23 protein-coding genes, 2 tRNA genes and 1 riboswitch are annotated in these 25399 nt (G+C 72.0%); of the genes, 9 read left to right on the plus strand and 16 right to left on the minus strand.

Annotated features, from left to right (window positions below; translation table 11 throughout):
• Positions 1 to 62: 62 nt before the first annotated feature.
• The 6 genes from ACFVTX_RS00795 (at position 63) to ACFVTX_RS00820 (ending at position 3921) form a co-directional block, all read left to right on the plus strand.
• Positions 63 to 1280, plus strand: a complete 1218-nt coding sequence (locus tag ACFVTX_RS00795; RefSeq protein ID WP_386897206.1) for a cation:proton antiporter — start codon at positions 63 to 65, stop codon at positions 1278 to 1280.
• A gap of 26 nt (positions 1281 to 1306) precedes the next feature.
• A tRNA-Arg gene (locus ACFVTX_RS00800) sits at positions 1307 to 1382 on the plus strand.
• A 60-nt stretch (positions 1383 to 1442) separates the two neighbouring features.
• Entirely contained in the window at positions 1443 to 2069 is a 627-nt protein-coding gene (orn, locus tag ACFVTX_RS00805; RefSeq protein WP_386897208.1) for an oligoribonuclease, read from the plus strand.
• 44 nt (positions 2070 to 2113) lie between these two features.
• Positions 2114 to 2189, plus strand: a tRNA-His gene (locus ACFVTX_RS00810).
• 102 nt (positions 2190 to 2291) lie between these two features.
• Entirely contained in the window at positions 2292 to 2639 is a 348-nt protein-coding gene (locus ACFVTX_RS00815; RefSeq protein WP_386897209.1) for a metallopeptidase family protein, read from the plus strand.
• A 25-nt stretch (positions 2640 to 2664) separates the two neighbouring features.
• Positions 2665 to 3921 carry a hypothetical protein gene (locus tag ACFVTX_RS00820; RefSeq protein WP_386897211.1) on the plus strand — a complete coding sequence of 419 codons (1257 nt, stop codon included), beginning with the start codon at positions 2665 to 2667 and terminating at the stop codon, positions 3919 to 3921.
• A gap of 54 nt (positions 3922 to 3975) precedes the next feature.
• Here the strand turns inward: ACFVTX_RS00820 and ACFVTX_RS00825 are convergent, their stop codons facing one another.
• From ACFVTX_RS00825 to ACFVTX_RS00895, 15 genes are all read right to left on the minus strand, one after another.
• Positions 3976 to 4233: a hypothetical protein gene (locus ACFVTX_RS00825; protein ID WP_386897213.1), complete on the minus strand. Its 258-nt coding sequence runs from the start codon at positions 4231 to 4233 to the stop codon at positions 3976 to 3978.
• Positions 4234 to 4289: 56 nt separating this feature from the next.
• Complete coding sequence (locus ACFVTX_RS00830) at positions 4290 to 4913, minus strand: ATP-binding protein (RefSeq protein WP_386897215.1); 624 nt, start codon at positions 4911 to 4913, stop codon at positions 4290 to 4292.
• Positions 4910 to 5719: an energy-coupling factor transporter transmembrane component T family protein gene (locus tag ACFVTX_RS00835; RefSeq protein WP_386897216.1), complete on the minus strand. Its 810-nt coding sequence runs from the start codon at positions 5717 to 5719 to the stop codon at positions 4910 to 4912. Before ACFVTX_RS00835 ends, ACFVTX_RS00830 begins: the two co-directional genes overlap by 4 nt.
• Positions 5716 to 7224, minus strand: coding sequence for an ABC transporter ATP-binding protein (locus tag ACFVTX_RS00840; RefSeq protein WP_386897218.1), 1509 nt, complete (start codon positions 7222 to 7224; stop codon positions 5716 to 5718). Before ACFVTX_RS00840 ends, ACFVTX_RS00835 begins: the two co-directional genes overlap by 4 nt.
• Entirely contained in the window at positions 7221 to 7856 is a 636-nt protein-coding gene (locus tag ACFVTX_RS00845; RefSeq protein ID WP_386897219.1) for an ECF transporter S component, read from the minus strand. Before ACFVTX_RS00845 ends, ACFVTX_RS00840 begins: the two co-directional genes overlap by 4 nt.
• A 38-nt stretch (positions 7857 to 7894) precedes the next feature.
• Positions 7895 to 8004: riboswitch (TPP riboswitch) on the minus strand.
• A gap of 54 nt (positions 8005 to 8058) precedes the next feature.
• Positions 8059 to 8394 carry a hypothetical protein gene (locus tag ACFVTX_RS00850; RefSeq protein WP_386897221.1) on the minus strand — a complete coding sequence of 112 codons (336 nt, stop codon included), beginning with the start codon at positions 8392 to 8394 and terminating at the stop codon, positions 8059 to 8061.
• Positions 8395 to 8403: 9 nt separating this feature from the next.
• Positions 8404 to 9744, minus strand: a complete 1341-nt coding sequence (locus ACFVTX_RS00855; RefSeq protein WP_386897222.1) for a DNA polymerase IV — start codon at positions 9742 to 9744, stop codon at positions 8404 to 8406.
• Between the two features lie 55 nt (positions 9745 to 9799).
• Positions 9800 to 10441, minus strand: coding sequence for a hypothetical protein (locus ACFVTX_RS00860; protein WP_386897224.1), 642 nt, complete (start codon positions 10439 to 10441; stop codon positions 9800 to 9802).
• Positions 10442 to 10555: 114 nt separating this feature from the next.
• A complete protein-coding gene (gene gatB / locus ACFVTX_RS00865; RefSeq protein ID WP_386897225.1) occupies positions 10556 to 12076 on the minus strand; it encodes an Asp-tRNA(Asn)/Glu-tRNA(Gln) amidotransferase subunit GatB in 1521 nt (506 codons plus the stop codon).
• A complete protein-coding gene (gatA, locus tag ACFVTX_RS00870; protein WP_386897227.1) occupies positions 12076 to 13611 on the minus strand; it encodes an Asp-tRNA(Asn)/Glu-tRNA(Gln) amidotransferase subunit GatA in 1536 nt (511 codons plus the stop codon). The genes gatB and gatA overlap by 1 nt, the downstream gene beginning before the upstream one ends.
• Positions 13608 to 13907 (minus strand): Asp-tRNA(Asn)/Glu-tRNA(Gln) amidotransferase subunit GatC, encoded by a 300-nt coding sequence (gene gatC, locus ACFVTX_RS00875; protein WP_386897229.1) that lies wholly within the window; start codon positions 13905 to 13907, stop codon positions 13608 to 13610. Before gatC ends, gatA begins: the two co-directional genes overlap by 4 nt.
• Before the next feature lie 36 nt (positions 13908 to 13943).
• Positions 13944 to 15683, minus strand: coding sequence for an alkaline phosphatase family protein (locus tag ACFVTX_RS00880; protein ID WP_386897231.1), 1740 nt, complete (start codon positions 15681 to 15683; stop codon positions 13944 to 13946).
• Positions 15684 to 15725: 42 nt separating this feature from the next.
• Positions 15726 to 18074, minus strand: coding sequence for an NAD-dependent DNA ligase LigA (gene ligA, locus ACFVTX_RS00885; RefSeq protein WP_386897233.1), 2349 nt, complete (start codon positions 18072 to 18074; stop codon positions 15726 to 15728).
• A gap of 46 nt (positions 18075 to 18120) precedes the next feature.
• Complete coding sequence (gene mnmA / locus ACFVTX_RS00890) at positions 18121 to 19251, minus strand: tRNA 2-thiouridine(34) synthase MnmA (RefSeq protein WP_386897234.1); 1131 nt, start codon at positions 19249 to 19251, stop codon at positions 18121 to 18123.
• 43 nt (positions 19252 to 19294) lie between these two features.
• Entirely contained in the window at positions 19295 to 19819 is a 525-nt protein-coding gene (locus ACFVTX_RS00895) for a DUF1269 domain-containing protein (protein WP_386897236.1), read from the minus strand.
• Positions 19820 to 20196: 377 nt separating this feature from the next.
• Between ACFVTX_RS00895 and ACFVTX_RS00900 the strand changes: the two genes are divergently transcribed.
• Positions 20197 to 21402: an enoyl-CoA hydratase/isomerase family protein gene (locus ACFVTX_RS00900; protein WP_386897237.1), complete on the plus strand. Its 1206-nt coding sequence runs from the start codon at positions 20197 to 20199 to the stop codon at positions 21400 to 21402.
• Between the two features lie 16 nt (positions 21403 to 21418).
• Here ACFVTX_RS00900 and ACFVTX_RS00905 read toward each other — a convergent pair whose 3' ends face one another.
• Positions 21419 to 22672: a cysteine desulfurase family protein gene (locus tag ACFVTX_RS00905; protein WP_386897239.1), complete on the minus strand. Its 1254-nt coding sequence runs from the start codon at positions 22670 to 22672 to the stop codon at positions 21419 to 21421.
• 103 nt (positions 22673 to 22775) lie between these two features.
• Here ACFVTX_RS00905 and glgX point away from each other — a divergent pair, with 103 nt between their 5' ends.
• The gene (gene glgX, locus ACFVTX_RS00910) at positions 22776 to 24896 is read left to right on the plus strand and encodes a glycogen debranching protein GlgX (RefSeq protein ID WP_386897241.1); all 2121 of its coding nucleotides are present in this window, start codon (positions 22776 to 22778) and stop codon (positions 24894 to 24896) included.
• Positions 24896 to 25396 (plus strand): Cys-tRNA(Pro) deacylase, encoded by a 501-nt coding sequence (gene ybaK, locus ACFVTX_RS00915; protein ID WP_386897243.1) that lies wholly within the window; start codon positions 24896 to 24898, stop codon positions 25394 to 25396. The genes glgX and ybaK overlap by 1 nt, the downstream gene beginning before the upstream one ends.
• Positions 25397 to 25399: the final 3 nt, after the last annotated feature.

A 25399-nucleotide genomic window follows, 5' to 3' on the forward strand; every position in this document is an offset into this window, starting at 1 on the left:
CGGAGGAAACGCGACGCGGGCGCACTAGCATCGGGCTGGGATCCGCCCACTCAGGAGGTCACGTGGAAGTCTCGATCGGCACCATGGTGCTCGTGCCGGCGATCGCGGTCGTCGCCCCGTTGCTCGTGCGCGGATTCGGGCGCTGGGTCGCGATCCCGCTCGTCGTCTTCGAGATCGTCCTCGGGCTCCTCCTCGGCCCCGCGATGCTCGGCTGGGTCGAGCCCGACGAGTTCATGACCCTCCTCGCCGACTTCGGCCTCGCGATGCTCTTCTTCCTCGCGGGCAACGAGATCGACTTCCGCGCCATCCGCGGGCGGCCGCTCAGCCGCGCCGCGATCGGCTGGATCATCTCGCTCGCCGCCGGCATCGGCATCGCCGCGCTCTTCGCCGCCGACCTGCCCGCCGCGGCGTTCATCGGCATCGCCCTCACCTCGACGGCGCTCGGCACGCTGTTGCCGATCCTCCGCGACTCCGGCGACCTCACGACCCCGTTCGGCATCTCGGTCCTCGCGCTCGGCGCGGTCGGGGAGTTCGGGCCGCTGCTCGCGATCTCGCTGTTCCTCAGCGGCCGCTCGCCGGTCGTCGCCGCGGTCGTGCTGCTCGTGTTCGCGGTGATCACCGGGCTCGCGATCTGGCTCGCGGCGAAGGGCGCCGGCAAGCGCCTGCACAAGGTGATCACGGCGACCCTGCACACCAGCGGGCAGTTCGCGGTGCGCCTCGTCATGTTCGTGCTGCTCGCCCTCGTCGCGCTCAGCATCGTGCTCGACCTCGATATGCTCCTCGGCGCATTCGCCGCCGGTGTGCTCTACCGCACCCTCATCACGGGCGCGCCGAAACACGACGCCGAGGCCATCGAATCGAAGCTCGAAGGCATCGGGTACGGGTTCCTCGTGCCGATCTTCTTCATCAACACGGGCATCACCTTCGACCTCGAGGCGCTCGTCGCCGACGTCCGCACCCTGGCGCTGCTGCCGTTCTTCGTCGTGCTGCTGCTCGTCGTGCGCGGACTGCCCTCGCTGCTCGTCGCGCCCTCGGGGGCGAGCGTTCGCGACCTCGTCGCGACCGGGCTGTTCGGCGCGACCGGGCTTCCCATCATCGTCGCCGTCACCGCGATCGGCGTGGACGCCGGAGATCTCGAGAGCGGTACCGCCGCGGCCCTCGTCGGCGCGGGCATGATCTCGGTGCTGCTGTTCCCCCTCATCGCGCTCGCCATTCGCGGTCGCGGCGCGAAGGGCCGGCGCACTCGCAGCGACGATGTGAGCGTGCCCGTCGAGGGGTGAGCGCGCCCGGTATGCTTGCCACGACCGCCCCCGTAGCTCAGCGGATAGAGCAGGAGCCTTCTAATCTCTTGGTCGCAGGTTCAATTCCTGCCGGGGGCACCACGTACGCGCCGGCCTGCCCGGCTCGACGGCCGTGTCGGCGCGCCCCGGTAGACTCGGCGCATGGCTTCTTCGAGCGACCGACTGGTCTGGATCGACTGCGAGATGACCGGGCTCGACCTCGAGGTCGATGAGCTCGTCGAGATCGCGGTCGTCATCACCGACTACGATCTCAACCCCGTCGATGCCGGGCTCAGCATCGTCATCAAGCCCGACGCGAGCGCGCTCGAGCAGATGGGCGAGTTCGTGCGCCGCATGCACACCGAGTCCGGCCTCATCGAAGAGATCCCCAACGGGGTGAGCCTCGCCGACGCCGAGTATCAGGTGCTCGAGTACGTGCTGCAGCACGTCCCCGACGAGCAGAAGGCGCCGCTCGCGGGCAACTCGATCGGCACCGACCGGGCGTTCCTGTCGAAGTTCATGCCGCGCCTCGACGCGCACCTGCACTACCGCAACGTCGACGTCTCGTCGATCAAAGAGCTGGCCAAGCGCTGGTTCCCGCGTGCGTACTTCAACGCTCCCGCGAAGAATGGCGGCCACCGCGCCCTCGCCGACATCCTCGAGTCGATCCGCGAACTGCACTACTACCGTCGTGCCGTGTTCGTCGCCGACCCGGGTCCTGCGAGCCACGAACTCCAGGCTCTCGCCGCCGAAGTGACCGCCGAATTCGAGCAGAAGCAGATCGTGTAGTACGATCTTCAAGTTGCCTGATCGCCACGGCGGTCAGAGACATGGTGGGTATAGCTCAGTTGGTAGAGCGCCTGGTTGTGGTCCAGGAGGTCGCGGGTTCAAGCCCCGTTACTCACCCCAAGTCCGAAGCGCGGGTCCAGAAATGGCCCGCGTTTCGTGCATCCGCCGGCGGTCGCCGGTCTGCATCGCCGGCTCAGTACGAATCATCCGAGGGGGCATCTCGTGGAACTCGACGCCGAAGCCTTCGAAGCGCTCGTGGTCGACGAGCTCGACCAGCTGCCCGACGACATGGTCGACGGGCTCGAGAACGTGGTGTTCGTCGTGGAGGACCGCCCCGAGGACGGCTCGCTCGACCTGCTCGGCCTGTACGACGGCTTCGCCCTCACCGAACGCGACCGCTACGGCTTCGGCGAGATGCCCGACCGCATCATCCTCTACCGCGAGCCGCTCCTCGCGATCTGCGAGGACGAAGACGAACTGCGCGAGGAGATCCACGTGACCCTCGTGCACGAGATCGCCCACTTCTACGGCATCGACGACGACCGGCTGCACGAGCTGGGCTGGGCTTGATTCCGGCACCGTTACGCTGATCTGCATGAGTCTCTCCCCCGGCCGCATCGTCGGCATCGCCGTCGGAGCCGTCGCGATCCTCGTGGTCGGGGTGTACGGCCCGGCGATGCTCCTCGGGCCGCTCCCCGAAGCGACCGTGCATGCCGCATCCGCGGCGTCGGAGTCCGGCGAACCCGCCCCCGCGATCACGCTCCCCGCCGATGGGGCGAGCGCCCTCGTCATCGCCTCCGACGACGGCAAGACCGAGACGCTCGCCGTCGGCGGATCGACCGAGATCGTGCCGATCGGCGGCGCGGCCAAGCTCGTCGCGGTGCTCGCGACCCTCGACTCGCTGCCGCTCTCGGCCGGCAGCGACGGCCCCTCGATCACCATCGGTCCCGCCGACTACATGAACTACCTCGACCACGTGAACGAGGGCAACCGCACCCTGCAGGTCTCTCCCGGCGACACCTGGTCGGAACGAGAGGTCGTGCGCGCGACGCTCCTCGCGTCGAGCAACAACCACGCCGACACGCTCGTGCGGTGGGCGTTCGGCAGCACCGAGGCGTACGTCGACGAGGCGAACAAGTGGCTCGAGCAGAACGGGTTCGAAGCGACCCGGGTCGCCGATGCGACCGGCCTCTCGGGCGACAACGTCGGCACGGCCGAAGAACTCGCTCGCCTCGGCGCGCTCGTCTACGCCGACCCCGCGCTGACGCAGATCGTGACCGCCCCCGAGGCATCTGCCTCGAGCCGGCACGACGTGCCCGACAGCATCGACCATCTCCGCGAGGCGGGCGCCCGGGCGCTGTCGCGCAGCTACACCGACCAGGCCGGAGTCTGCTTCATCTTCAGCACGATGGTGCCTGCGGCCGACGGCGGCACCCCGACGCGTGTCATCGGGGCGATGTCGATGATGCCCGACTACGACACGCTCGACCCCGCGGTCGCCGCGGCGATCACCTCGGTGAACGCGGTGTCGCAGCCGGTGACCGTCATCGTCGAGGGCGGCGAGTACGGCACCGTCGAGACCGCGTGGGGCGATTCGGCGTCGCTCATCGCGCGCACCGGGCGAACGGATGCCGCGTGGGGCAGTGATCCCGGCGAGGCATCCGTCGTCGTCGAGCCGTTCACGACCGCGTCGGCGGGGCGCGTCATGGGCACGGTCACCGTGCCGACCGCCAACGGCGACATCAGCAGCGAACTCGAGCTCTCGGCCGACATCGGCGATCCGGGGCCGTTGTGGCGCCTCGCCAACCCGGCCGCGCTCATCGACGCGTTCTTCGCCTCGCAGCAGAGCTGAGACGCTCGGCAGAGCCGAGACGCGACGCGGCGCCGAGACGCGCCGCAGCGCCGATCAGTCGTTCTCGTCGTCGGCTTCGACCGGGTCGGAGTCGGCGGCGTCGAAACGGAACCTGACCCGCTTCTCGCCACCCACCTCGCGCTCGTCGACGGCGTCGTACCAGAACAACGACTCGAGGCCTTCGACCGCGGCGACCATGCCGATGCGCTTCTCGGTCGCGCCGCCCACCAGGGCGCGGTGGTCGAACTCGCCCTCGAGCGGTCCGTCGATGAACTCTGCGACGTACTGGGCGCCGACCGAATCTGCTGCCATGACACCACCGTAGCCCTCAGCGGGCGTTCTGCACCCGAAGCGAGCCCCGAATCGATTCAGCCCGTCGCGGGGAGGGTCAGCACGAGATCGGCCGTGCTGAGCGGGTCGACGCGGCGCACGTAGCGCCGCCATTCGGTCTCCCACAGCTCCCAGTACGGGTCGAATCGACCCTCGTCGCGGGCGAGCGCGCGCTCTCGCCGCGTGTCGTCGGCGGCGCGCAGCCAGACGCGAACGACCCCGGTGCGGCCCTCGACCGTTTCGAAGGCGCCGCAGCCCTCGACGACGAGCGGCGCGACCGGCGGGAGCACGACCGGCTCGCCGGGGCGGTTCGCCGCCCAGTCCCAGCCGCGCCAACCGCCCGGCGCCGCTCGCGCGTGCCGCGCGAACAGGGTCCGATCGAGCGACCCTGCCGCTGCGGCGAGCCCGTGCCACCCCGGGTAGACCTCGTCGAGGCGCACGAGCCGGGCGGCACCGCCGGGCCAGCCGGTCGTGACGGCGTCGGCGAAGGTGCTCTTGCCCGAACCGCTCGGCCCGTCGATCGCGACGACCACGCGCCCGGTGCGGCCCGCAGGCGCCCCGGACGCCGCTGGTACCGCGAGCCGTCGTCGCACCGCCGCGCGCACGAGGTGCAGCGCGGCGGTGCGACGGGTCGACGCTTCGCGCAGCGCGGCTCCGCTCACGACCACACCGCGTGGAAGGTTCCGGCCCAGATCGCCGCGGCGATCGAGACTGCGGCGATCGCGACGGCGACGAGGACGATCACGAGGTCGCGCCAGCCGACCTTCGACTCGCGCGCCCAGGTGCGCGGAACGTCACTGCCGAAGCCGCGCGCCTCCATCGCGGTCGCGAGTTTCGAGCCGCGACGGATGGCGAGCACGAGCAGTGCGAACGCCATCGTCGCGAAGCGCCGGAGCGCCCCGTGGTCGCCGATGCCTCGGGCGCGGCGGCTGAGCGACATCGCCTGCCAGTCCTCGATGAAGAGGCCGACGAGGCGGGCGCCCGCGAGCGCGCCGAGCACGAAGCGGCTCGGCAGCCGCCAGATCTGCGCGAGGCCGTCGGCGAGCTCGGTCGGGTCGACGTGCATGAACAGCAGCACCGCGGGCAGGCCGATGGCGAGCACCCGCACGGTCACCGCGATCGCGAGCTCGATCGAACCGTCCGTGATGCGTGCCAGCCAGAAGCTCCAGTACTCCTCGCCCGACGGCTGGCCGTAGAGCAGCATGCTGAGCCCGGCGACCGGTGCGGCGATGAGGATCGGCCAGGCTCGGCGTGCCAGCGTGCGCGGCGTGACGCCGGCGATGGCGAAGAGCGCGAGCTGGATGCCGAGGGCGGTCGCCGCACTCACCCAGTCGACGGTCACGAGCAGCGGTGTGGTCAGCAGCATCGCCGCGGCGAGCCGGCTCACCGGGTTCACGCTGTCGATGAAGCGGAGGCGCGGGGCATCCTGCTGCGTCTGCTGCGCGACCGGCAGCGTCCCGGCGCTCATGCCGCCCGCTCCATCGAGACGGGCGCGAGCGCGATGCGCTGGTCGCCGAGCGCGGCGATGAACGCCGCATCGTGCGTGACCGAGACGAGTGCGAGCCCGTCGTCGACGAGTTCGCGGAGGAGCGCGGTCAGTTCGATCCAGGTGAGGCGGTCCTGCCCGAAGGTGGGCTCGTCGAGGATGAGCAGCGAGGGCAGTGCGGCGAGCACCGCGGCGACCGACAGCCGCCGCTTCTCGCCGCCCGACAGGGTGAACGGGTTCGCCTGCGCGAGGTGGTCGAGGCGCAGCCGCGCGAGGAGTTCGTCGACGCGTTCGGTGATCGCGTGCTCGTCGAGCCGGAGCGCCCGCAGGCCCACGGCGAGTTCGGCCCGGACGGTCGCGGTGACGAACTGGTGTTCGGGCTCCTGGAAGACCGTGCCGATGCGGGTGAGCAGTTCGCGCGATCGCCACGAGATCGGTTCTCGACGCAGCCCCGCCGCGAGCGGCTCGGATGCCTCGACCCGACCCGCGAGCGGACGCAGGAGCCCGCCGAGCGTGAGCGCGAGCGTCGACTTGCCGACCCCGTTCTGCCCCGTGACGACGGTGCTCGCACCGGCGGCGACCGAGAGATCGAGCCCCCGCTGCACGACGGCGTCGGCGCGTCGGCCGATCGCGAGCGCGTGCGTCGAGAGGGCTGCGGCGCGACCGGAGGGAATGCGATCACGGAAGCCCGTGCCGGCGGTACCTCGTGACCCCGGCAGCGGCTCGCCCGGAACCCAGACGCCCGCGCCGAGCAGTTCGGCGCGCTGCTCGCGCAGCACCCGCTCGGGTGCGCCGTCGGCGACCAGACGCCCGTCGCGTCCGAGCACGACGACGCGGTCGACGACGTCGAGCCAGACGTCGACCCGGTGCTCGACGACCACGAGGGTCGCGCGCGTGCGGTCGAGCACCCGAACCACGGCGTCGCGCACCTCGCGAACCCCGTCGGGGTCGAGGTTCGCCGTCGGCTCGTCGAGGAGCAGCAGCCCCGGCCGCATCGCGATCGCGCCCGCGAGGGCGAGCCGCTGCTTCTGCCCGCCCGACAACGCCGAACTCGGGTGGTCGAGCGGCAGCTCGAGGCCGACGTCGACGAGGGCGTCGCGCACGCGCGACCAGATCTCGTCGCGCGGCACCCCGAGGTTCTCGCAGCCGAACGCGACGTCGTCACCCACACGGGCGAGGATCACCTGCGAGTCGGGGTCCTGCAGCACGAGCCCGGCCCGGCCGCGCGCCGCCGCGGGCGGTCGCCCGTCGACGGTGAGCTCGCCGTACTGCTCGCCTTCGTCGTCACCGCCGTGGACCCCCGCGAGGGCATGCAGCAGCGTGGACTTGCCGGCGCCCGACGGGCCGAGCACGAGCACCCGCTCCCCCGGGCTCACCCGCAGGTCGAGGTGCTCGATCGCCGGCCGAAGCCGGGAGGCGTGCCGCCAGCCCCAGCCGCGCGCCTCGACGGCGGCCGGAGCGGCGTAGTGCGATCGGTCCACGGTCACACCCGCTGCGTGACGTCCTGACCGGCGGCGAAGCGGCTGAGCGCCCCCGTCGCCGCGAGCGCGCGCACGATCAGCCAGCCGACGACGCCCGCGAGGATCGCACCGGAGACGACGACGGTGCCGAGGTACACCGCGAGGAACTCGGTCGACTTCTGCAGGTTGCCCGAGACGAAGAGTTCGAGGGTCCAGGCCGCGGCGCCGGCGGCGGCGCCGGCGAGCACGGCTTGGAGGAGCCCGAAGCGGCGGTAGAGGAACAGCGCGAAGACGAGCTCGGCGCCGAGGCCCTGCGCGAGACCCGAGTAGATCGTCTCGATGCCCCACTGGTTGCCGATGAGCGCCGAGACCATGGCGGCGACGAGCTCGACGTAGAGCGCCGCGCCGGGCTTGCGGATGATGAGCCCGCCGAGCACACCGCCGATGAGCCAGATGCCGACGGCGACGCCCCCGAGCCCGGGGGTCACGGCGTCGGCGGCGACGAACCAGGCGTAGCCGACGTTGTTCCAGAACAGGAACAGGAGGCCCGTCGCGACGGCGATGACCGAGGCGACGACGATGTCGACGACGCGCCAGCGGAAGTTGCGCTTCGGCGCTGCCTCACGTGCGGACGGAGTGGTGGGTGCGGTGGTGTGCACTGTCGTGCCCTTTCGATTCGTGGAAAGAGGCACGGGATATTGAGATGATCTGCCCTCCCTGCGCTGGCATGACCCAGATCAGGTTCGACGGTCGAAGGTTGAGAACCTTCCTCTCAGCCCGGCTCACCGGACTCCCGTGTTCGCAGACGAGTATACGCCGGACGCGCGCTCGCGTGCCCGACGTGACGACCCGCGACGTCGCTCAGTGCTTGAGGGCCCGGATGACCCAGCGCAGGGCCTTGCCGGTGACCCAGACGAGCGGCGTCGCGACGAGGATCAGCCCGATGAGGTTCGGCTCGAACCGCACCTCGCCGCCCGAACGGCCCACGTATGCGCCGAGCGGAATGGACAACCCGCCACCGCCGCCGCCACCGGCCTGGTCGCCGCTGTCGTCGCTGCCGCTGCCCGCGCCGAAGCCGTAGTAGCCGAGCGCAACGGGCACGACCTTGGTGCCGTCGAGATCGATGGGTTCGCCGTACGAGGTCTTCACACCGACGCCGGCGACGGTCTCCGCCAGTTCGAGAACGAGATCAGCCATGCCGCCACGCTACCCGCCGAACTGGGTTCTCTCCACCCCCGCGCGCCCTTCGGCCGCTTCGGCCTGCTCGGCGGCGAGCCGCGCACGGGCCTCGGGATCGGCCGGCTTGCGCCGCATCGACTCGACCCGCGCCGCGGCCTCGCCCGCGCGGACGAGGGCGGCCGGACGGACCGCACCGCGCCCGAACCGCGCCGTGACCTCGTCGACCGCACGCTCGGCCTCGCGCCACTCCTCGTCGGGGTCCCACAGCATCGCGCCGCCGCCCGAGGGCCGAAGGTGCTCGGCGCGCACCCCGATGAGGCGGATGCGCGCACCGTCGCCGAGGAGCTCGGCCAGCGCCGCCTGCGCTTCGTCGTAGATGCGACGGGCGACGTCGGTCGGTTCGCCGAGTGTGCGCGAGCGGGTGACGGTGCGGAAGTCGCCGTACCGCAGCTTCAGCACGACCGTACGACCGACGAGCCCCGCTCGCCGCAGTCGCACGGCGACGTCGTCGGAGAGGCGGAGCAGCTCGCGGCGGATCTGCTCGGGATCGGTGAGGTCGTGCCCGAAGGTGACCTCGTGCCCGATGCTCTTCTCGGTGCGGGTGGTCTCGACGTCGCGGGGATCGACGCCGTTCGCGAGTCGGGTCAGTCGCGCCGCGAGCGATGGGCCCACGGCCCGCTCGAGCGCGTCGGCCGGCATCGCGGCGACGTCGCCGACGGTCCGGAGCCCGAGCCGGAGCAGCGACTCCTCGGTCACCCGACCCACGCCCCAGAGCGCCGAGACCGGCAGCGGATGCAGGAACGCCAGGGTGTCGGCCGCGGGCACTACGAGCATGCCGTCGGGCTTCGCCCGACCCGAGGCGACCTTCGCGACGTACTTCGACGCCGCCACCCCGACCGAGCAGGTGAGACCCGTCTCGCGCTGCACGCGGTCCCGGATCGTCCACGCGATCTCGGCCGGACTGCCGTGCAGCCTGCGGGCACCCGACACGTCGAGGAACGCCTCGTCGATCGACAACGGCTCGACGAGCGGCGTCAACGACTCGAAGATGCCCATGACCTGCTTCGAGTACCGCGAGTAGCTGGCGTAGTCGCCGCGCAGCACGATCGCGTTCGGGCAACGCTGCAGCGCGATCGACATCGGCATCGCGGAGTTCACGCCGTACCGGCGCGCCTCGTAGCTCGCCGCCGAGACGACGCCGCGACCGGCGGTGCCGCCGACGAGCACCGGCTTGCCGCGGAGCTCGGGCCGCTTCAGCAGTTCGACGGAGACGAAGAAGGCGTCCATGTCGACGTGCAGGATCGGGGTCGCCGAATCGTCGACCGGGCCCGTCGTCACCTGGCGCGACGAGCCGTCCTGCTTGCTCATGCTCCGACCCTAGGCGATGCCGCCGACACCCGCGCCGACGTCGACCCCGAGACGCTCAGAACCCGAAGTCGCCGCCGAAGTCCCCGCCACCGAAGTCCCCGCCGCCGAAGTCGCCGAACCCGCCGAAGTCTCCCCCGGCGTCCCCGCCCGCATCGGCGGAGGCGTCGCTCGCGCCGGCGTCGGCCGAGGCATCCGACCCGCCATCGGCGGCCCCTGCCTCGAATGCCGAGGGATCCGGCAGGAGCGCCTGCGCGATCGCAGAACCGATGACGACGCCCGCGATGGTGCCGAGCAGCGAGCTGCCGAACATCTGCCCCACCGACGGGCCGGCCTGGCCCGGGCGTGCGCCAGAGGCATCCGCCCCCGCGAACGCGCGCTCCATGGTGCCGGGCGATCGCAGCTCGGCGCGCGTCGCCGCCCGCGCGAGCGCCGAGGGCTCGTCGGAGACGAGCCGCTCGCCCGCGGGCGCCTCCTCGGCGAGCGAACGGTACACCGCCGCCCGCTGCTCGGGGGTCAGCTTGGCGAAGGCCTCCGCGTGGACCTGCTCGATCGACTCGGGAGGCGCGGTGCGCAGCAGGTAGCGGTAGCGCTCGAGCGCGAGCTCGTCGTCGTCAAGCCGTCGAGGCGCGGCGGGAGGCGGTGCCGGCCGCGACTGGGGCTGCTCGGGGGTGCCGAAGAGTCGATCGAAGAATCCCATGGTGTCCTCGCTGATCTGTAGGGGAGTTCGATTCTCGCGGGCCTCGCCCGGAAACGGCTGAGAGCCGGGCGGAGTGCGCACGCACCCTGCCCGGCTCTCAGCCTCGAGCGACCGCTACTCGGCCGCGGCTGCCCGCTCGAGCACGAGCTCGCGCACGCGCGCGGCGTCGGCCTTGCCCTGCATCGCCTTCATGACGGCGCCGATGACGGCACCGGCCGCCTGCACCTTGCCGTCGCGGATCTTCGCGAGGACGTCGGGCTGCGAGGCGAGCGCCTGGTCGATCGCCGCGATGAGCGCCCCGTCGTCGGAGACGACCGCGAGTCCGCGGGCGTCGACGATCTCCTGCGGCGAACCCTCGCCCGCGACGACGCCCTCGAGCACCTGACGCGCGAGCCGGTCGGTGAGCGTGCCTGCTTCGACGAGCGCCGCGAGCTCGGCGACCTGCACCGGGGTCGCGAGCTCGACGACGTCACGCTCGGAGGCGTTCGCGAGACGGGTGAGCTCACCCGTCCACCACTTGCGGGCCGAGGCGGGCGAGGCACCTGCGGCGACCGTCTCGGCGACCTCGTTGAGCAGGCCGCTGTTCGCGACGTCCTGGAACTCGAGGTCGGTGAAGCCCCACTCGGCCTTCAGACGACGACGACGCGCCGCGGGCGGCTCGGGGAGCGCCGCGCGGAGCTCCTCGATGAGTTCGGTCGACGGTGCGACGGGCACCAGGTCGGGCTCGGGGAAGTAGCGGTAGTCGTCGGCGTCGGACTTCGGACGACCCGGGCTCGTCGTACCCGTGTCCTCGTGCCAGTGGCGCGTCTCCTGGGTGATCGAGCCGCCCTTCGCGAGGATCGCGGCCTGACGCTGGATCTCGTAGCGCACCGCGCGCTCGATCGAGCGGAACGAGTTCACGTTCTTCGTCTCCGTGCGGGTGCCGAGCTTCTCGGCGCCGCGCGGACGCAGCGACACGTTCGCGTCGCAGCGGAGGTTGCCGCGCTCCATGCGCGCCTCCGAGATGCCGAGCGCGAGCGCGATGTCGCGGATCGTCGCGACGTACGCCTTCGCGAGCGCCGGGGCGTCCGCCTCGGCACCGAAGATCGGTCGCGTCACGATCTCGACGAGCGGCACGCCCGCACGGTTGTAGTCGACGAGCGAGTACTCGGCGCCCTGGATGCGGCCCGTCGCCCCGCCGACGTGCGTCAGCTTGCCGGCGTCCTCCTCCATGTGGGCGCGCTCGATCGGGATCGTGAACGTCTTGCCGCCCTCGATCTCGACCTCGAGCTCGCCGTCGAAGGCGATCGGCTCGTCGTACTGCGAGATCTGGTAGTTCTTCGCGAGGTCGGGGTAGAAGTAGTTCTTCCGCGCGAATCGGCTCGACGGCGCGATCGAGCAGCCGAGCGCGAGACCCAGCGAGATCGACTTGCGCACGGCGTCGCCGTTCACGACCGGCAGCGAGCCCGGCAGGCCGAGGCACACGGGCGAGACGAGCGTGTTCGGCTCGGCGCCGTGGAACGCCGCGTTGGCGGGGTTCGGCGCCGACGAGAACATCTTCGTCGTCGTGTTCAGCTCGACGTGCACCTCGAGGCCGATCACCGGCTCGAAGAGCTCGAGGGCCTTGTCGAAGTCCATCAGTTCAGCGCGGGCCATCAGAGTGCGCCTTCCTCGGTCGCGAAGAGCTCGTGTGCGGTCAGATCGGGGGCCTTGGCGAGCAGCGGGCCGCCCCACTCGGCGACGAGCAGCTGCTCGAGCGCGCCGCCCACGTTGTACAGGCGGGCGTCCTCGCGCGCCGGCGCGAGGAACTGGATGCCGACCGGCAGGCCGTCCTCGGGTGCGAGGCCCGTCGGGAGCGAGATGCCGGGCACACCCGCGAGGTTCGCCGGGATCGTCGCGATGTCGTTGAGGTACATCGACACCGGGTCGGCGAGCTTCTCACCGAACTTGAACGCCGTGGTCGGCGCCGTCGGGGAGGCGAGCACGTCGACCTTCTCGAAGGCGGCGTCGAAGTCGCGCTGCACGAGTGTGCGCACCTTCTGCGCGCTGCCGTAGTACGCGTCGTAGTAGCCCGCCGAGAGGGCGTAGGTGCCGAGGATGATGCGTCGCTTCACCTCGGGCCCGAAGCCCGCCTCGCGGGTCGCGGCCATGACCTGCTCGACCGTGCCTGCGCCGTCGGGCGTGACCCGCAGGCCGAAGCGCACCGAGTCGAACTTCGCGAGGTTCGACGAGGCCTCGGCCGGGAGGATCAGGTAGTACGCCGCGATCGAGTACTCGAAGTGCGGGGCGCTGACCTCGACGATCTCGGCGCCGTTGCGCTCGAGGAGCGACAGCGCCTCGTGGAAGCGCTGGCGCACACCGGGCTGGAAGCCCTCGCCGTCGAGCTCCTTGATGACGCCGATGCGGAGGCCCGAGACATCCGCCCGCCTGACGGCCTCGGCCATCGAGGGCCAGGCCTCGGGCAGCGAGGTGGAGTCGAGCGGATCGTGGCCGGCGATGACGTCGTGCAGCAGCGCCGAGTCGAGCACCGTGCGGGTGACCGGGCCGATCTGGTCGAGGCTCGAGGCGAGCGCGATCGAACCGTAGCGGCTGACGGCGCCGTACGTCGGCTTCACGCCGACGGTGCCGGTGACGTGCGCGGGCTGGCGGATCGAGCCGCCCGTGTCGCTGCCGAGGGCGAGGGGCGCCTCGAACGCGGCGACCGCGGCGGCCGAACCGCCGCCCGAGCCGCCGGGGATGCGGTCCAGGTCCCACGGGTTGTGGGTCGGGCCGTACGCCGAGTGCTCGGTCGAGGAGCCCATGGCGAACTCGTCCATGTTGGTCTTGCCGAGCGGGATGAGCCCCGCCTCGCGGACCTTCGTGACGGGCGTCGCGTCGTAGGGCGGGATCCACCCCTCGAGGATGCGGGAACCCGAGGTCGACGGCATGCCCTTGGTGACCAGGACGTCCTTGATGGCGATCGGCACGCCCGCGAGCGGGCCGAGGGCCTCGCCCGCTGCGCGACGACGGTCGATGTCGGCGGCCGTCTCGACCGCGCGCTCGCCCTCGACGTGGAGGAACGCGTGCACGGCGCCGTCGACCGCGCGGATGCGGTCGAGGTGCGCGCGCGTCGCCTCGACGGAGGAGACCTCGCCCGCGGCGAGCTTCTCGCCGAGCTCGGCGGCGGACAGGCGGATCAGTTCGTCGCTCACTGCTCTTCTCCCAGGATCGCGGTGACCACGAAACGCGAACCGTCGGACTCGGGGGCGCCCGAGAGCGCCTCCTCGACGGTCAGCGTGTTGCCGACGACGTCGTCGCGGTACACGTTCTGCATCGGGATCGGGTGGCTCGTCGGCGGCACGTCGGGCGTGGCCACCTCGCTCACCTTCTCGACCGCCTGCATGATCTGGGAGAGTTCGGTCGTCAAGTGCCCGATCTCTTCGTCGGTGAGCGCGATGCGTGCCAGGTTCGCGAGGTGGGCGACCTGCTCCGCACTGATTTCGGACATGCTGCTCCGTCGTCTCGTGGTGGGAATCCAACGATTCTATCGGGGTGCGCCGAAGAGACCCTTGCCGTGCCGTTCGAGCGCGTCGAGGGCGTCGGCGTACGTCTCGGGGAGCGCCTCGCCGGGGGCGTACTTCGCGAGCAGGAGGGCGAGGAGCCCCCGTGCGGGCGGGCTCAGCGGCCGGTCGGGATGCTTCGCCGCGGGGTGCCCCTCCGTCTCGGGATTCGGCGGGACGAACTGCGGCGTCGGCGACGGCCAGGTCGAGGGATGCCTCGGGGCGTCGAGGTTCAGCACGGCGTCGAGTCGTGGCGCCCTGCGGTCGCGGTCGGTGAGGTGGTGCAGGCCGTGCGCGTGGGTCAGCGTCGCGATGAGCGAGCCGTGGTGGTACTCGTCGTTCACGACCGTGCCCGCGCGCGTGTACGCGGAGACGGCGATCGCGGGCACGCGCACGCCGAGACGGTCGAACCCGAACCCCATCTCGGCGTCGCCCGCCTCGTCGCCCTTCGCGCCGGGCGGCGTCGCCGCGGGAGGCGCGACGTGGTCGTAGGTGCCGCCGTGCTCGTCGAAGGTGATGAGCAGCAGGGTGTTGAGCGCGTTCGACCCCGTCTCGGAGTCGGCGCCCCGCAGCGCCTCGTAGACGCGGTGCACGAGCGCGTCGCCCGCACGCACGTCGGAGACCGCGCTGTCGACGACGAGTTCGCCGTCGACCTCCCCCTCGCGCAACCGCCCGACGGGCGGGTGGAAGTCGTTGTGGTCGTAGACCATGCGCGGCTCGATGAACGCGTACACGGGGAGGGTGCCGTCGGCGGCGTCGCGTTCGAAGTCGGCCATCGTCGCGAAGTGCTCGGTGCGCCAGTACTGCTCGAGCGCCGGGGCGTGGATGAACCCCGTGAACGAGACGAGCTGCTGTTCGTCGAAGTACACGCGCCAGCTGAGGCCGGCGTCGTCGAGCCGGTTGAAGATGGTCGGCGCGGCCGGGGCGTCGAGCCATTTGCCCGCGCCGCCGCTCTCGGTGTTCGTGACGAAGCCGTGCGAGGTCGACGCGTGGAAGAACGAGCGGTTGCAGAACGTCTGCGACGGCACCGCGCAGTGCCAGTGGTCGAACACCGCGAACTCGCGGGCGAGCGTCGAGAGCACCGGCAGCATCTCGGGCGCGAACCCGCCCATGATCTGACGCACCTCGTGCTCGGCGGGCTCCTTGCCGCGACGGAGCGCCTGCAGGTGCGAGCGGTAGTCGCGCACGAACCCGCTCATCGTCGGCGACGACGCGTCACCGGGGGCGTTGAACGGCGCCGTCATCTCGGCGATCCCGCGGCCCTCGTTCGATGCGGGATCGATCGTGTCGAAGAGCTGCGTGTTCACGTGCGGGTACTCTTCGCCGGGGTCGGGGTCGGGGCGGCCCATGATCGCGTCGGTGGTTCCGTCGTAGACGTGCGCGGCGATGCGGGTGCCGTCGCGGTCGTCGTTCGCGTAGTCGCCGAACGCCAGCCCCTCGAACGCGGCGCCCTCAGGCGGGTCGTCGGGGGTGTAGAGGCGACCGAGCAGGTTGTCGAATGAGCGGTTCTCGCCCATGAGCACGACCCAGTGGGAGATCGGCCCGCCGGATGCCACGGGGCTCGCGCCCGGCGCCGCACCGGCGCCGGCCGCCGCCCCGACGACGGCGGTCGTGATCGCCGCACCGGCCGCACCGCCGACGACCGCGCCGGCCGCGGCGGCACCGCCGAGCCGCAGGAAGTCGCGGCGGGTCGCTCCGTCGTGCTCACCCGACTCGTTCGTCATCTCCCCCGCTCTCCGGCGCCACCACGGCGCCTACCTTCACGTTCAGTCGAGTGCTGCAGGCCCCTCGGTCACGAGGATCGCGAACTGGGCCGCGTCGAGCACGCGGATGCCGAGCTCCTCGGCCTTCGCGAGCTTCGACCCGGCGCCGGGCCCGGCGGCCACGAAGTCGGTCTTCTTCGAGACGCTCGACGCGGCCTTGCCGCCGGCCGAGATGATCGCCTCTTGCGCACCGTCTCGGGTGAAGCCGTCGAGGCTGCCCGTCGCGACGACGGTGAGCCCGGCGAGCACTCCCCCGGCAGCTGCCGCGGCGCCGGGACCGGGGTGCCCCGGGGTCGCCCACTGCACCCCCGCCGCCGTCCACCGATCGACGATGTCGACGTGCCAGTCGACGGCGAACCAGTCGATGAGCGAGTCGGCGATGATGCCCCCGACCCCGTCGACCTCGGCCAGCTCGTCGCGGGTGGCCGCACGGATCTTGTCGAGCGAGCCGAACCAGTCGGCGAGCGCACGCGCCGCGACCGGACCGACGTGGCGGATGTTGAGGGAGACGACGAGGCGCCAGAGCGGCTTCGTCTTCGCCTTCTCGAGTTCGGCGAGGAGCTTCGTCGCCGCCTCGGACGGCCGCACCTCGCGGAAGTCCTTCTTGATTCCCGCAGCTCGTCGCTCGGCAGGCGTCAACTGCTCCGCGCCCGGCGGGTAGGTGATGCGCACCTTCTGGAACGGCGCCCGCTTGACCGGCTCGCCGCTCACCTCGTCGAACTTGGGCTCGCCCGTCTCGGCGTCGCGCACGACGACCTCGATCGGCACGAGCTCGTCGAGCGTGAGGTCGAAGAGTCGCGCCTCGGTGGCGAGCGGCGGGTCGGCGGGGAACGACGGCTGGGTGAGCGCCGCAGCGGTGACCTCGCCGAGGGCCTCGATGTCGAGGCCGCCGCGCGAGCCGATGTGCTCGACGCGGCCGCGCACCTGCGCGGGGCACGAGCGCGCATTCGGGCATCGCAGGTCGATGTCGCCCTCTTTCATGGCGCGGAGCGGCGTGCCGCACTCGGGGCAGAGCTCGGGCATGTGCCACTCGACTTGGCTGCCGTCGCGATCGGCCTCGACCGCGCCGAGGATCTCGGGGATGACGTCGCCGGCCTTGCGGAGCACCACGGTGTCGCCGATCATCACGCCCTTCGCGCGCACGACCTGCTGGTTGTGCAGGGTCGCCTGCCGCACGGTCGAGCCCGCGACCTTCACCGGCTCCATCACCGCGTACGGGGTGGCGCGCCCGGTGCGGCCGACGCCGACGACGATGTCGAGCAGCTTCGTGTGCACCTCTTCGGGCGGGTACTTGTAGGCGATCGCCCACCGCGGAGCACGGCTCGTCGCACCGAGTTCGGCATGGAGCTCGAGCTCGTCGATCTTCACGACGATGCCGTCGATCTCGTGCTCGACGTCGTGGCGGTGCTCGCCGCGGTCGACGATGTAGTCGGCGACCTCGTCGACGGAGGCGAAGACCCGCGAGTGGGGCGACACGGGCAGGCCCCACGAGGCGAGCAGCCCGTAGATCTCGGACTGCGCCTGAACGGCCGGGTCGGCCCAGGCGCCGATGCCGTGCAGGTACATGGAGAGCCTGCCGAGACGTTCACGCATGAGGGCGAGTTCGAACTCGCCCTTGTTCTCGCGGCGTTGGCGCAGGCTGCCGGCCGCGGTGTTGCGCGCGTTCGCGAACTCGGCGAACTTCACCTTGATGGCGTCGGCGGGGCGGCCCTTCGCGAGTTCGGCGGCCTCGTAGGCGGCCTGCAGTTCGTGCTGGCGCTCGTTGAGCGCTTCGAAGTCGACCGTGCGGAGGAACACCTCGCCGCGCACCTCGAAGAAATCGGGGTAGCCGGTGCCCTCGAGTCGGCGCGGGATCACGGGGATCAAGTCGATGTTCTCGGTGATGTCCTCGCCGACGCGGCCGTCGCCTCGGGTCGTCGCCGTCTCGAGCACGCCGTCGCGGTACGCGAGGCTGATCGCGAGCCCGTCGATCTTGAGCTCGGAGAGCCAGTGCACCGGTCGCCCGGCGGAGGCGGCGGCCTTCGCCGCCCACTCGCGGAACTCGTCGATCGAGAAGACGTTGTCGAGGCTCAGCATGCGCTCGGCGTGCTCGTGCTCGGGGAACCCCGCGGAGGCGACGGCGGCGCCGACCTGCTGGGTCGGGCTGTCTTGGCCCGCGAGCTCGGGGAACGCCCGCTCGAGCGCCTCGAGCCGGTGGAACGCGAGGTCGTACTCGGCGTCGGAGAGCGGCGAGTCGCCGTCGCCGTAGTACGCGAGCCGCGCCCCTTCGATGCGCGCCGTGAGCGCCTCGGCCTCGGCGCGGGCCGTCTCGAAATCGGTCGGAAGGTCGTTCTCGGCGGGGGTCTCGCTCACATGCCCATCATATGAAGCGGCGCCGACATCGCGACGGCCGGCGCGGTCAGCCGGCGACGCCGGCCGGGACGGCGCTGACCGTGCGGTCGATCGTGAACTGCCCGAGCACGCGCGTGCCGACGTAGATCACCGCGGTCTGGCCGGGTGCGACGCCGTCGAGCGGCTGCACCGGCGTGACCACGAGTTCGCCGCCCTCGAACACGGCCCGCGCGGGCACCGGGTCGGCGTGCGCCCTGATCTGCACCTCGCAGTCGAACGCGTCGTCGTCGGTCTCGATGAGCCCGGATGCCACGGGGCCGAGGCCGGCCCACGAGTACCGCGCGCCCGCGATGAGGGCGACGGCGAGCGCCTCCTTCGGGCCGACGACGACGGTGTTCTCCTTCGGGCGCACCTCGAGCACGAAGCGGGGCTTGCCGTCGGCCGCGGGCGTGCCGAGGCGCATTCCGCGGCGCTGGCCGACGGTGAACGCGTGCGCGCCCTCGTGCGAGCCGACGACGGCGCCCGAGCGGTCGATGATGTCGCCGGTCGCGGTGCCGACCTTGTTGGCGAGCCACCCGCGGGTGTCGCCGTCGGGGATGAAGCAGATGTCGTACGAGTCGGGCTTCTGCGCGACGCTCAGGCCGCGGCGCGCCGCCTCTTCGCGGACAAGGGTCTTCGAGGCGGTGTCGCCGAGCGGGAAGTACGCGTGGGCGAGCTGTTCGGCGGTGAGCACCCCGAGCACGTACGACTGGTCCTTCGACTCGGCGTTCGCGCGGTGCAGCTCGAGGGCGCCGGAGTCGCCGGTGACGACCTTCGCGTAGTGGCCGGTCGCGACGGCGTCGAATCCGAGGGCGAGGGCCTTCTCGAGGAGGGCGGCGAACTTGATGCGCTCGTTGCAGCGCATGCAGGGGTTCGGGGTGCGACCTGCGGAGTACTCGGCGATGAAGTCGTCGACGACGTCGGCCTTGAACCGCTCCGAGAAGTCCCACACGTAGTAGGGGATGCCGAGGACGTTGGCGGCGCGCTGCGCGTCCATCGAGTCCTCGATGGTGCAGCAGCCGCGGCTGCCCGTGCGCAGGGTGCCGGCGTTCCGGCTGAGCGCGAGATGCACCCCGACCACCTCATGGCCGGCCTCGACGGCGCGCGCAGCGGCCACGGCGCTGTCGACGCCGCCGCTCATCGCCGCGAGAACCTTCACCGCTCCAGTGTAGGCATCCCGCCTGAGTGGATGCTCCGCGGGCTCACTCGTACGCTTCGTCGACCTCGTCGTCGAGCTCGTCGCGGTCGACGGCGAGGTCCTTCGTCGTCACCTTCTCCGCGCCGGTCAGCAGCGCCTCGACCTCCTCGGCGTCGGCCGGATCCACCACGACCACGATCCCCGCGCTGCCGGCGTCGAGGGTCTCGCTGATCGCCTCGAGATCCTTCGAGGGCGACTTCCGGGCGAGGTGCCCCGCGATGGCGCCGATGCCGGCGCCCGAACCGCCGGCGACCACGAGGGCGCCGCCGAGCGCGACTGCGGGGAACAGCGCGACGGCGAGGCCGGTCGCCAGTCCGACCGCCAGCCCTGTGCGTGCGGCGTGGTGCTGGTTCTCGCGCTTGATCACGGTGAGCTCCCCGCCCAGGCCGCGACGGATCAGTGCGGCGTCGAACGACTCGTGCTTGTGATCGGATTCCTTGAAGTGCGCGGCGACCATCTCGAAGTCGGTCGTCGCCACCCCCTCGTCCGCGTACTGCGCTGCGATCGCCGCATACTGCTGATCAGCCATTTCACGACCCCCGTTCTCGCCAGCGGCCTCGATGCCGACTGGACTGCGTACGACTGTTGGCCGCAGTCTAGGGCGGGGCGCCGCGGTGCGTCCATCACGCGATCAGCGTGATCCGCTGCGACCGACGGCCGCGACGGGCGGGCTCAGCGGTCGAACGAGGTTGCCCTGGCGTCGAGTCCCGTCTTCGTGGCGACGCTGCGCGCTCGGCCGCCTCGCCGTGAGCACCCCGAGCACGGACGACGCCGCCGCTCATCGCTGCGAGTACCTTCACCACGCCGGTCGAGGCAGGCTTCCTGAGCGGATGCCGCGTGGCTCACGTCGCCCGTCGCCTCGCGCGGTGTTCTCGCGACGGCTCGGCGCCCAGTAGCGTTGGGCTGGTGCATTCGCCTGTCAGCGCCGAGATCGTCGGCCAACTCGGCCATCTGACCCTCAACCGTCCGGAGGCGATCAACGCGATCGACCTCGAGACGATGCGCGCCCTCTCTGAGGCGCTCGACGCGTGGGCCGAGGATCCGGCCGTCGAGGCGGTGCTGCTCGACGGCGTGGGCGACCACGGGTTCTGCGCGGGCGGCGACTTCCGCGAGATCCTGTCGCGTGCCGCCGAGGGCATGACGATCGGCACCGTCTTCTTCCGCGACGAGTACCGGCTGATCGCGAAGCTCGCCGAGTACCCGAAGCCGGTCGTGTCGATCATGCACGGCATGACGATGGGCGGCGGCATCTCGCTCGCGGGGCACGTCGCGACCCGCGTCGTCACCGACCGGGTGAAGCTCGGGCAGCCCGAGACCGGGTACGGCTTCGTGCCCGACGGCGGGGCGACCTGGCGACTCGCGCGCACGCCAGGCGAGCTCGGCACGTATCTCGCGCTGAACTCGGTCGATCTGACCGCCGCCGACGCGATCGCACTGGGTTTCGCGGATGCGATGGTGCCGGCCGACGAGGTCGCCGCGCTGGTCGAGGCGCTCGCGGACGACGACGGCACCCCTGCCGAGACGGTCGCCCGCTTCGCGAAGGACCCGGGCGACGCGCCCGTGCTCGCCCGCCGCGACTGGATCGACGCCTGCTACTCGGCCGACACCGTCGAGGCGATCCTCGAACGGCTGTGGGCGTTCTCGAACGGCGATGCGGTCGGGGGCCTCCGCGCCGCCGACTCCGCCGACCCCGAGGCCGCGGCGAACGCCGCCGACGCCGCCGACACGCTGCTGCGCCTCTCGCCGACCGCGCTCGTCGCAACGCTGCGCTCGGTGCGGGCCGCCCGCGACGGCGAGACGCTGCGCGACGCCCTCGAGCGCGAGCTCCGGCTCGCCCGCTGGTTCACGACCCAGCCCGACCTCTTCACGGGCGTGCAGGCGCTCGTCGCGCAGAACACCCAGTCGTTGCACCAGGCGACCGTGCCCGAGTGGCGACCGGCCGACCTCGCCGACGTCGACGTGGCCGACATCGTCGCGGCGATGGAGACGCAGCTGCGGCACAGCGTGTTCTCCCGAGGCCTCGGGATCCCCGAGAGCCCCGAGGCGGCGGCCGCGGCGCAGGCCGAGGCAGAGGCTGCAGCCGAGGCCGAGCGCGCCGAATCGGCCGGCTGACCCCGACCAGGCCGCCTCAGCGGTCGAACGAGGTCGCCCGCGCCGCGAGCCCGGCCTTCGCCGCCTGCGCGTGCGCGGCAGGCAGCGCGGCGAGGAAGGCATCGACGTCGGCCTCGGTCGAGCCGTGGCCGATCGTCACGCGCAGCGCCCCGCGCGCGTCGGCTTCGCTCCGGCCCATCGCGATCAGCACGTGCGAGGGTTCGGGAACCCCGGCCTGGCACGCCGAGCCCGTCGAGACCGCGACGCCCGCCGCGTCGAGCAGGAAGAGCAGCGAATCGCCCTCGCAACCCGGGAACGAGAAGTGCGCATTGCCCGGCAGACGGGCGGATGCCCCGGGGCCCAGGTCGCCCGAGACGCGGGCGCCCGGCACTGCGGCGGCGACGCCCGCGATGAGCCGGTCGCGGAGCGCGGACATCCGCTCGGCGTCGTCGTCGAGCCGTGACGCGACGACGCGCGCCGCGGCGGCGAAGGAGGCCGCGGCGGCGACGTCCTGCGTGCCAGAACGCACCTTGCGCTGCTGCCCGCCGCCGTGGATGAGGGGCTCGACGGCGGCCGAGCGGTCGAGCACGAGCGCGCCGATGCCGGCCGGCCCGCCGATCTTGTGCGCCGAGACGCTGAGCGCCACGAGGCCCGCGCCCCGCGGCGCCTCGCTCTCGCGGCGGATCGCGCGCACGTCGATCGGCACCTGCCCGTAGGCGGCGATCGCGTCCACGTGCAGCGGCACTCCGGCCCGAGCGGTGAGGCCCGCGACCTCGGCGACGGGCTGGATCGTGCCGACCTCGTTGTTCGCCCAGAGCATCGTCACGAACGCGACCGAATCGGCGCCCTGCTCGAGTTCGGCCTCGAGCACGTCGAGCCTGATGCGCCCCACTTCATCGAGCGGGATCTCGACGACGTCGGCGCCCTCGTGCTGCTCGAGCCACTCGACCGCGTCGATCGTGGCGTGGTGCTCGCCCGCGGGCACGAGGATGCGAGTGCGTTCGGTACCGGACGCGCCGGGCTCGGCGGGCGCCGCCCCACGCCGTCGCCACCAGAGGCCCTTGAGCGCGAGGTTCACCGCCTCGGTGCCGTTGCCCGTGAAGACGACCTCGATGCCGTCGACGCCGAGGGTCGCGGCGACCTGCTCGCGCGACTCCTCCAGCAGTCGCTTCGCCTGCTGGCCCGCGCTGTGGATCGACGCGGGATTGCCGACCACGGCGAGCGCGGCGGTGAGCGCCTCGATCGCCTCGGGCAGCATCGGCGTCGTCGCCGCGTGATCGAGGTAGACCATGCGCCCTCCAAGAGCAGTGTCGGGAATCGCAGACGAGGATGCTTCGACGCGCCGTCTGTACGCGCTTGCAGGCCGATCGCCCGCAAGAACTACTGTAGAACGCATGCTCGCGCACGATCCCCTCGCCGACCTCGGTGTCCGCTCCGACACCGACGGCGGGCGGATCAGGGTGTGGTCCGAGCACGCGAGCGCCGTCGAGCTCGTCGTATTCGACCGCGACGACCTCGACTGGGCCGTCGAGCGCACTCCGCTCGCCCGTGACGAGCACGGCGTCTGGTCGGGCGGCTCGGCACGGCTCGTGCCGGGCGCGCACTACGGGCTGCGGGTCGACGGTCCGGCCGACTTCGACCACGCCTTCAACCCCGTGCACACCCTGCTCGACCCGTACGCGCGCGGCCTGGCCCGCGCCGACGACGGCTCCTGGCGCGGGGTCGTGCAGGGTTCGTTCGCGGACGCCGGGTTCGAGTGGGGCGGGGTGGCGAAGCCGCGCGTGCCGCTCGACTGCACCGTCGTGTACGAGGCCCACGTCCGCGGCTTCTCGAAGCTCAACGAGGCCATGCCCGAAGCGCTGCGCGGCACGTACGCGGGGCTCGCGCACGACGCCTCGCTCGAGTACCTGACGTGTCTCGGCGTGACGACGGTCGAACTGCTGCCGGTGCACGCCTTCGTCTCCGAGGAGCGCCTCGTCCGCCAGGGGCGGATCAACGCCTGGGGGTACAACACGCTCGCGTTCTTCGCCGCGCATGCGCCGTACGCGAGCGCCGCCGCCCAGGCGGAGGGGGCGCACGCCGTGCGACGCGAGTTCGCGGGCATGGTGCGGCGGCTGCACGAAGCGGGCCTCGAGGTCGTGCTCGACGTCGTCTACAACCACACGGCCGAAGAGGGTCGGCATGGGCCGACGTTCAGCTTCCGCGGCATCGACAACGCGAGCTACTACCGGCACGACGCGCACGGCGGCTACGTCGACACGACGGGCTGCGGCAACACCCTCGACTTCGGTCACGAGGCGCCCGTGCGACTCGTGCTCGACTCGATGCGCTACTTCGCCGAGGAGCTGCAGGTCGACGGCTTCCGCCTCGACCTCGCCGCGACCCTCGGCCGCGACGACCGCGGCGCCTACTCCCCCGAGCACCCGTTGCTGCAGGGCATGCTCGCCGACCCGGTGCTCGCCGAGGCGAAACTCATCGCCGAGCCGTGGGACGTCGGCCCCGGCGGCTGGCAGACGGGCAACTTCCCGGCCGGGTTCACCGAATGGAACGACCGCTACCGCGACCGCATGCGCGACTTCTGGCTCGGCGACCTGCGGCGCGAGCGCGAGACCGGCTCGGCGGGCAGCGGCATCGGCCGCTTCGCGACGCGGCTCGCGGGCTCCTCGAACACCTTCTCGGAGGAGCGCGGCCCCCTCGCGAGCCTCAACTTCGTGACCGCCCACGACGGCTTCACCCTCGCCGACCTCACGGCGTTCGACGTGAAGCACAACCTCGGCAACGGCGAGCAGAACCGCGACGGCACCGACAACAACAACTCGTACAACCACGGCGTCGAGGGCGAGGCGCAGGACCCCGCGATCCGTGCGGCGCGGCGGCGGAGCATCCGCAACCTGCTCGGCACCCTGCTGCTCTCGGCCGGCGTGCCGATGCTCACCGCCGGCGACGAGTTCGGCCGCACGCAGCGCGGCAACAACAACGCGTACTGCCACGACTCCCCGCTGAGCTGGCTCGCGTGGGCCGAGGGCGAGCGCCCCCGCCACGGCGACGCCCTGCTCGCGACGACGAGGCACCTGCTGCGCCTCCGCGCCGAGAACCCCGCGCTCCGCCCGATCCGATTCGGACGCGACGGCGAGGTGACGCCCGGCGCGTCGCGCATGGCCTGGTACAACGCCGACGGCGAGACGATGGGCATCGACGACTGGAACTCGCCAGCCGAGCGCACCCTGCAGTACCTCGCGGCGTCGACGCCGGAGAGCGAGGCATTCAACCGCATCCTCCTCGTGGTGCACGCACGCGAGACCGAGACCGAGGTCGCGCTGCCTTCGCCGCCCGGAGTGACGGGCTACACCCTCCTCTGGGACTCGGCCGAGGAGGCGCCGTCGGCGACCCTCGACGGCGCCGCCCCGCTCGCGCCCGGCGAGCGCATGACGATCACGGGCCCCTCGATGCGCCTGTTCCGCGCCGACGGCGCAGACGACGCCGACGGCGCCGACGGCCTCGAGGGCGACCGCTGATGGCCAGACGGTCGGATGCCGGGGCCGCGGGCACGCCCGCGACGCTCGCCCTGGCCCGGGCCGGCGTCGCCTTCACGGCGCTCGCCTACGACCATGACCCGCGCGCACAGGCGTACGGGCTCGAGGCCGCTGAGAAGCTCGGCCTCGACCCCGAGCGGGTGTTCAAGACGCTCCTCGCCGAGGTCGACGGGGCGCTCGCGGTCGGCATCGTGCCCGTCGCACTGCAGCTCGACCTGAAGGCCTTGGCCGCGGCCCTCGGCGGCAAGCGCGCCGAGATGGCCGACCCGCGCGTCGCCGAGCGCAAGACGGGCTACGTCGTCGGCGGGATCAGCCCGATCGGGCAGAAGACCCCGTTGCCGACCGTGCTCGACGAGTCGGCGATCCTGCACGAGACGATCTACGTCTCGGGCGGTCGGCGGGGCCTCGACCTCGAGCTCGCCCCCGACGACCTCCTCGCCGTCACCGCCGGCCGCTACGCCGAGATCGCCCGGATGCGCTGATGC

This window comes from Agromyces sp. NPDC058136, from assembly GCF_042884375.1.
GTDB lineage: Bacteria > Actinomycetota > Actinomycetes > Actinomycetales > Microbacteriaceae > Agromyces.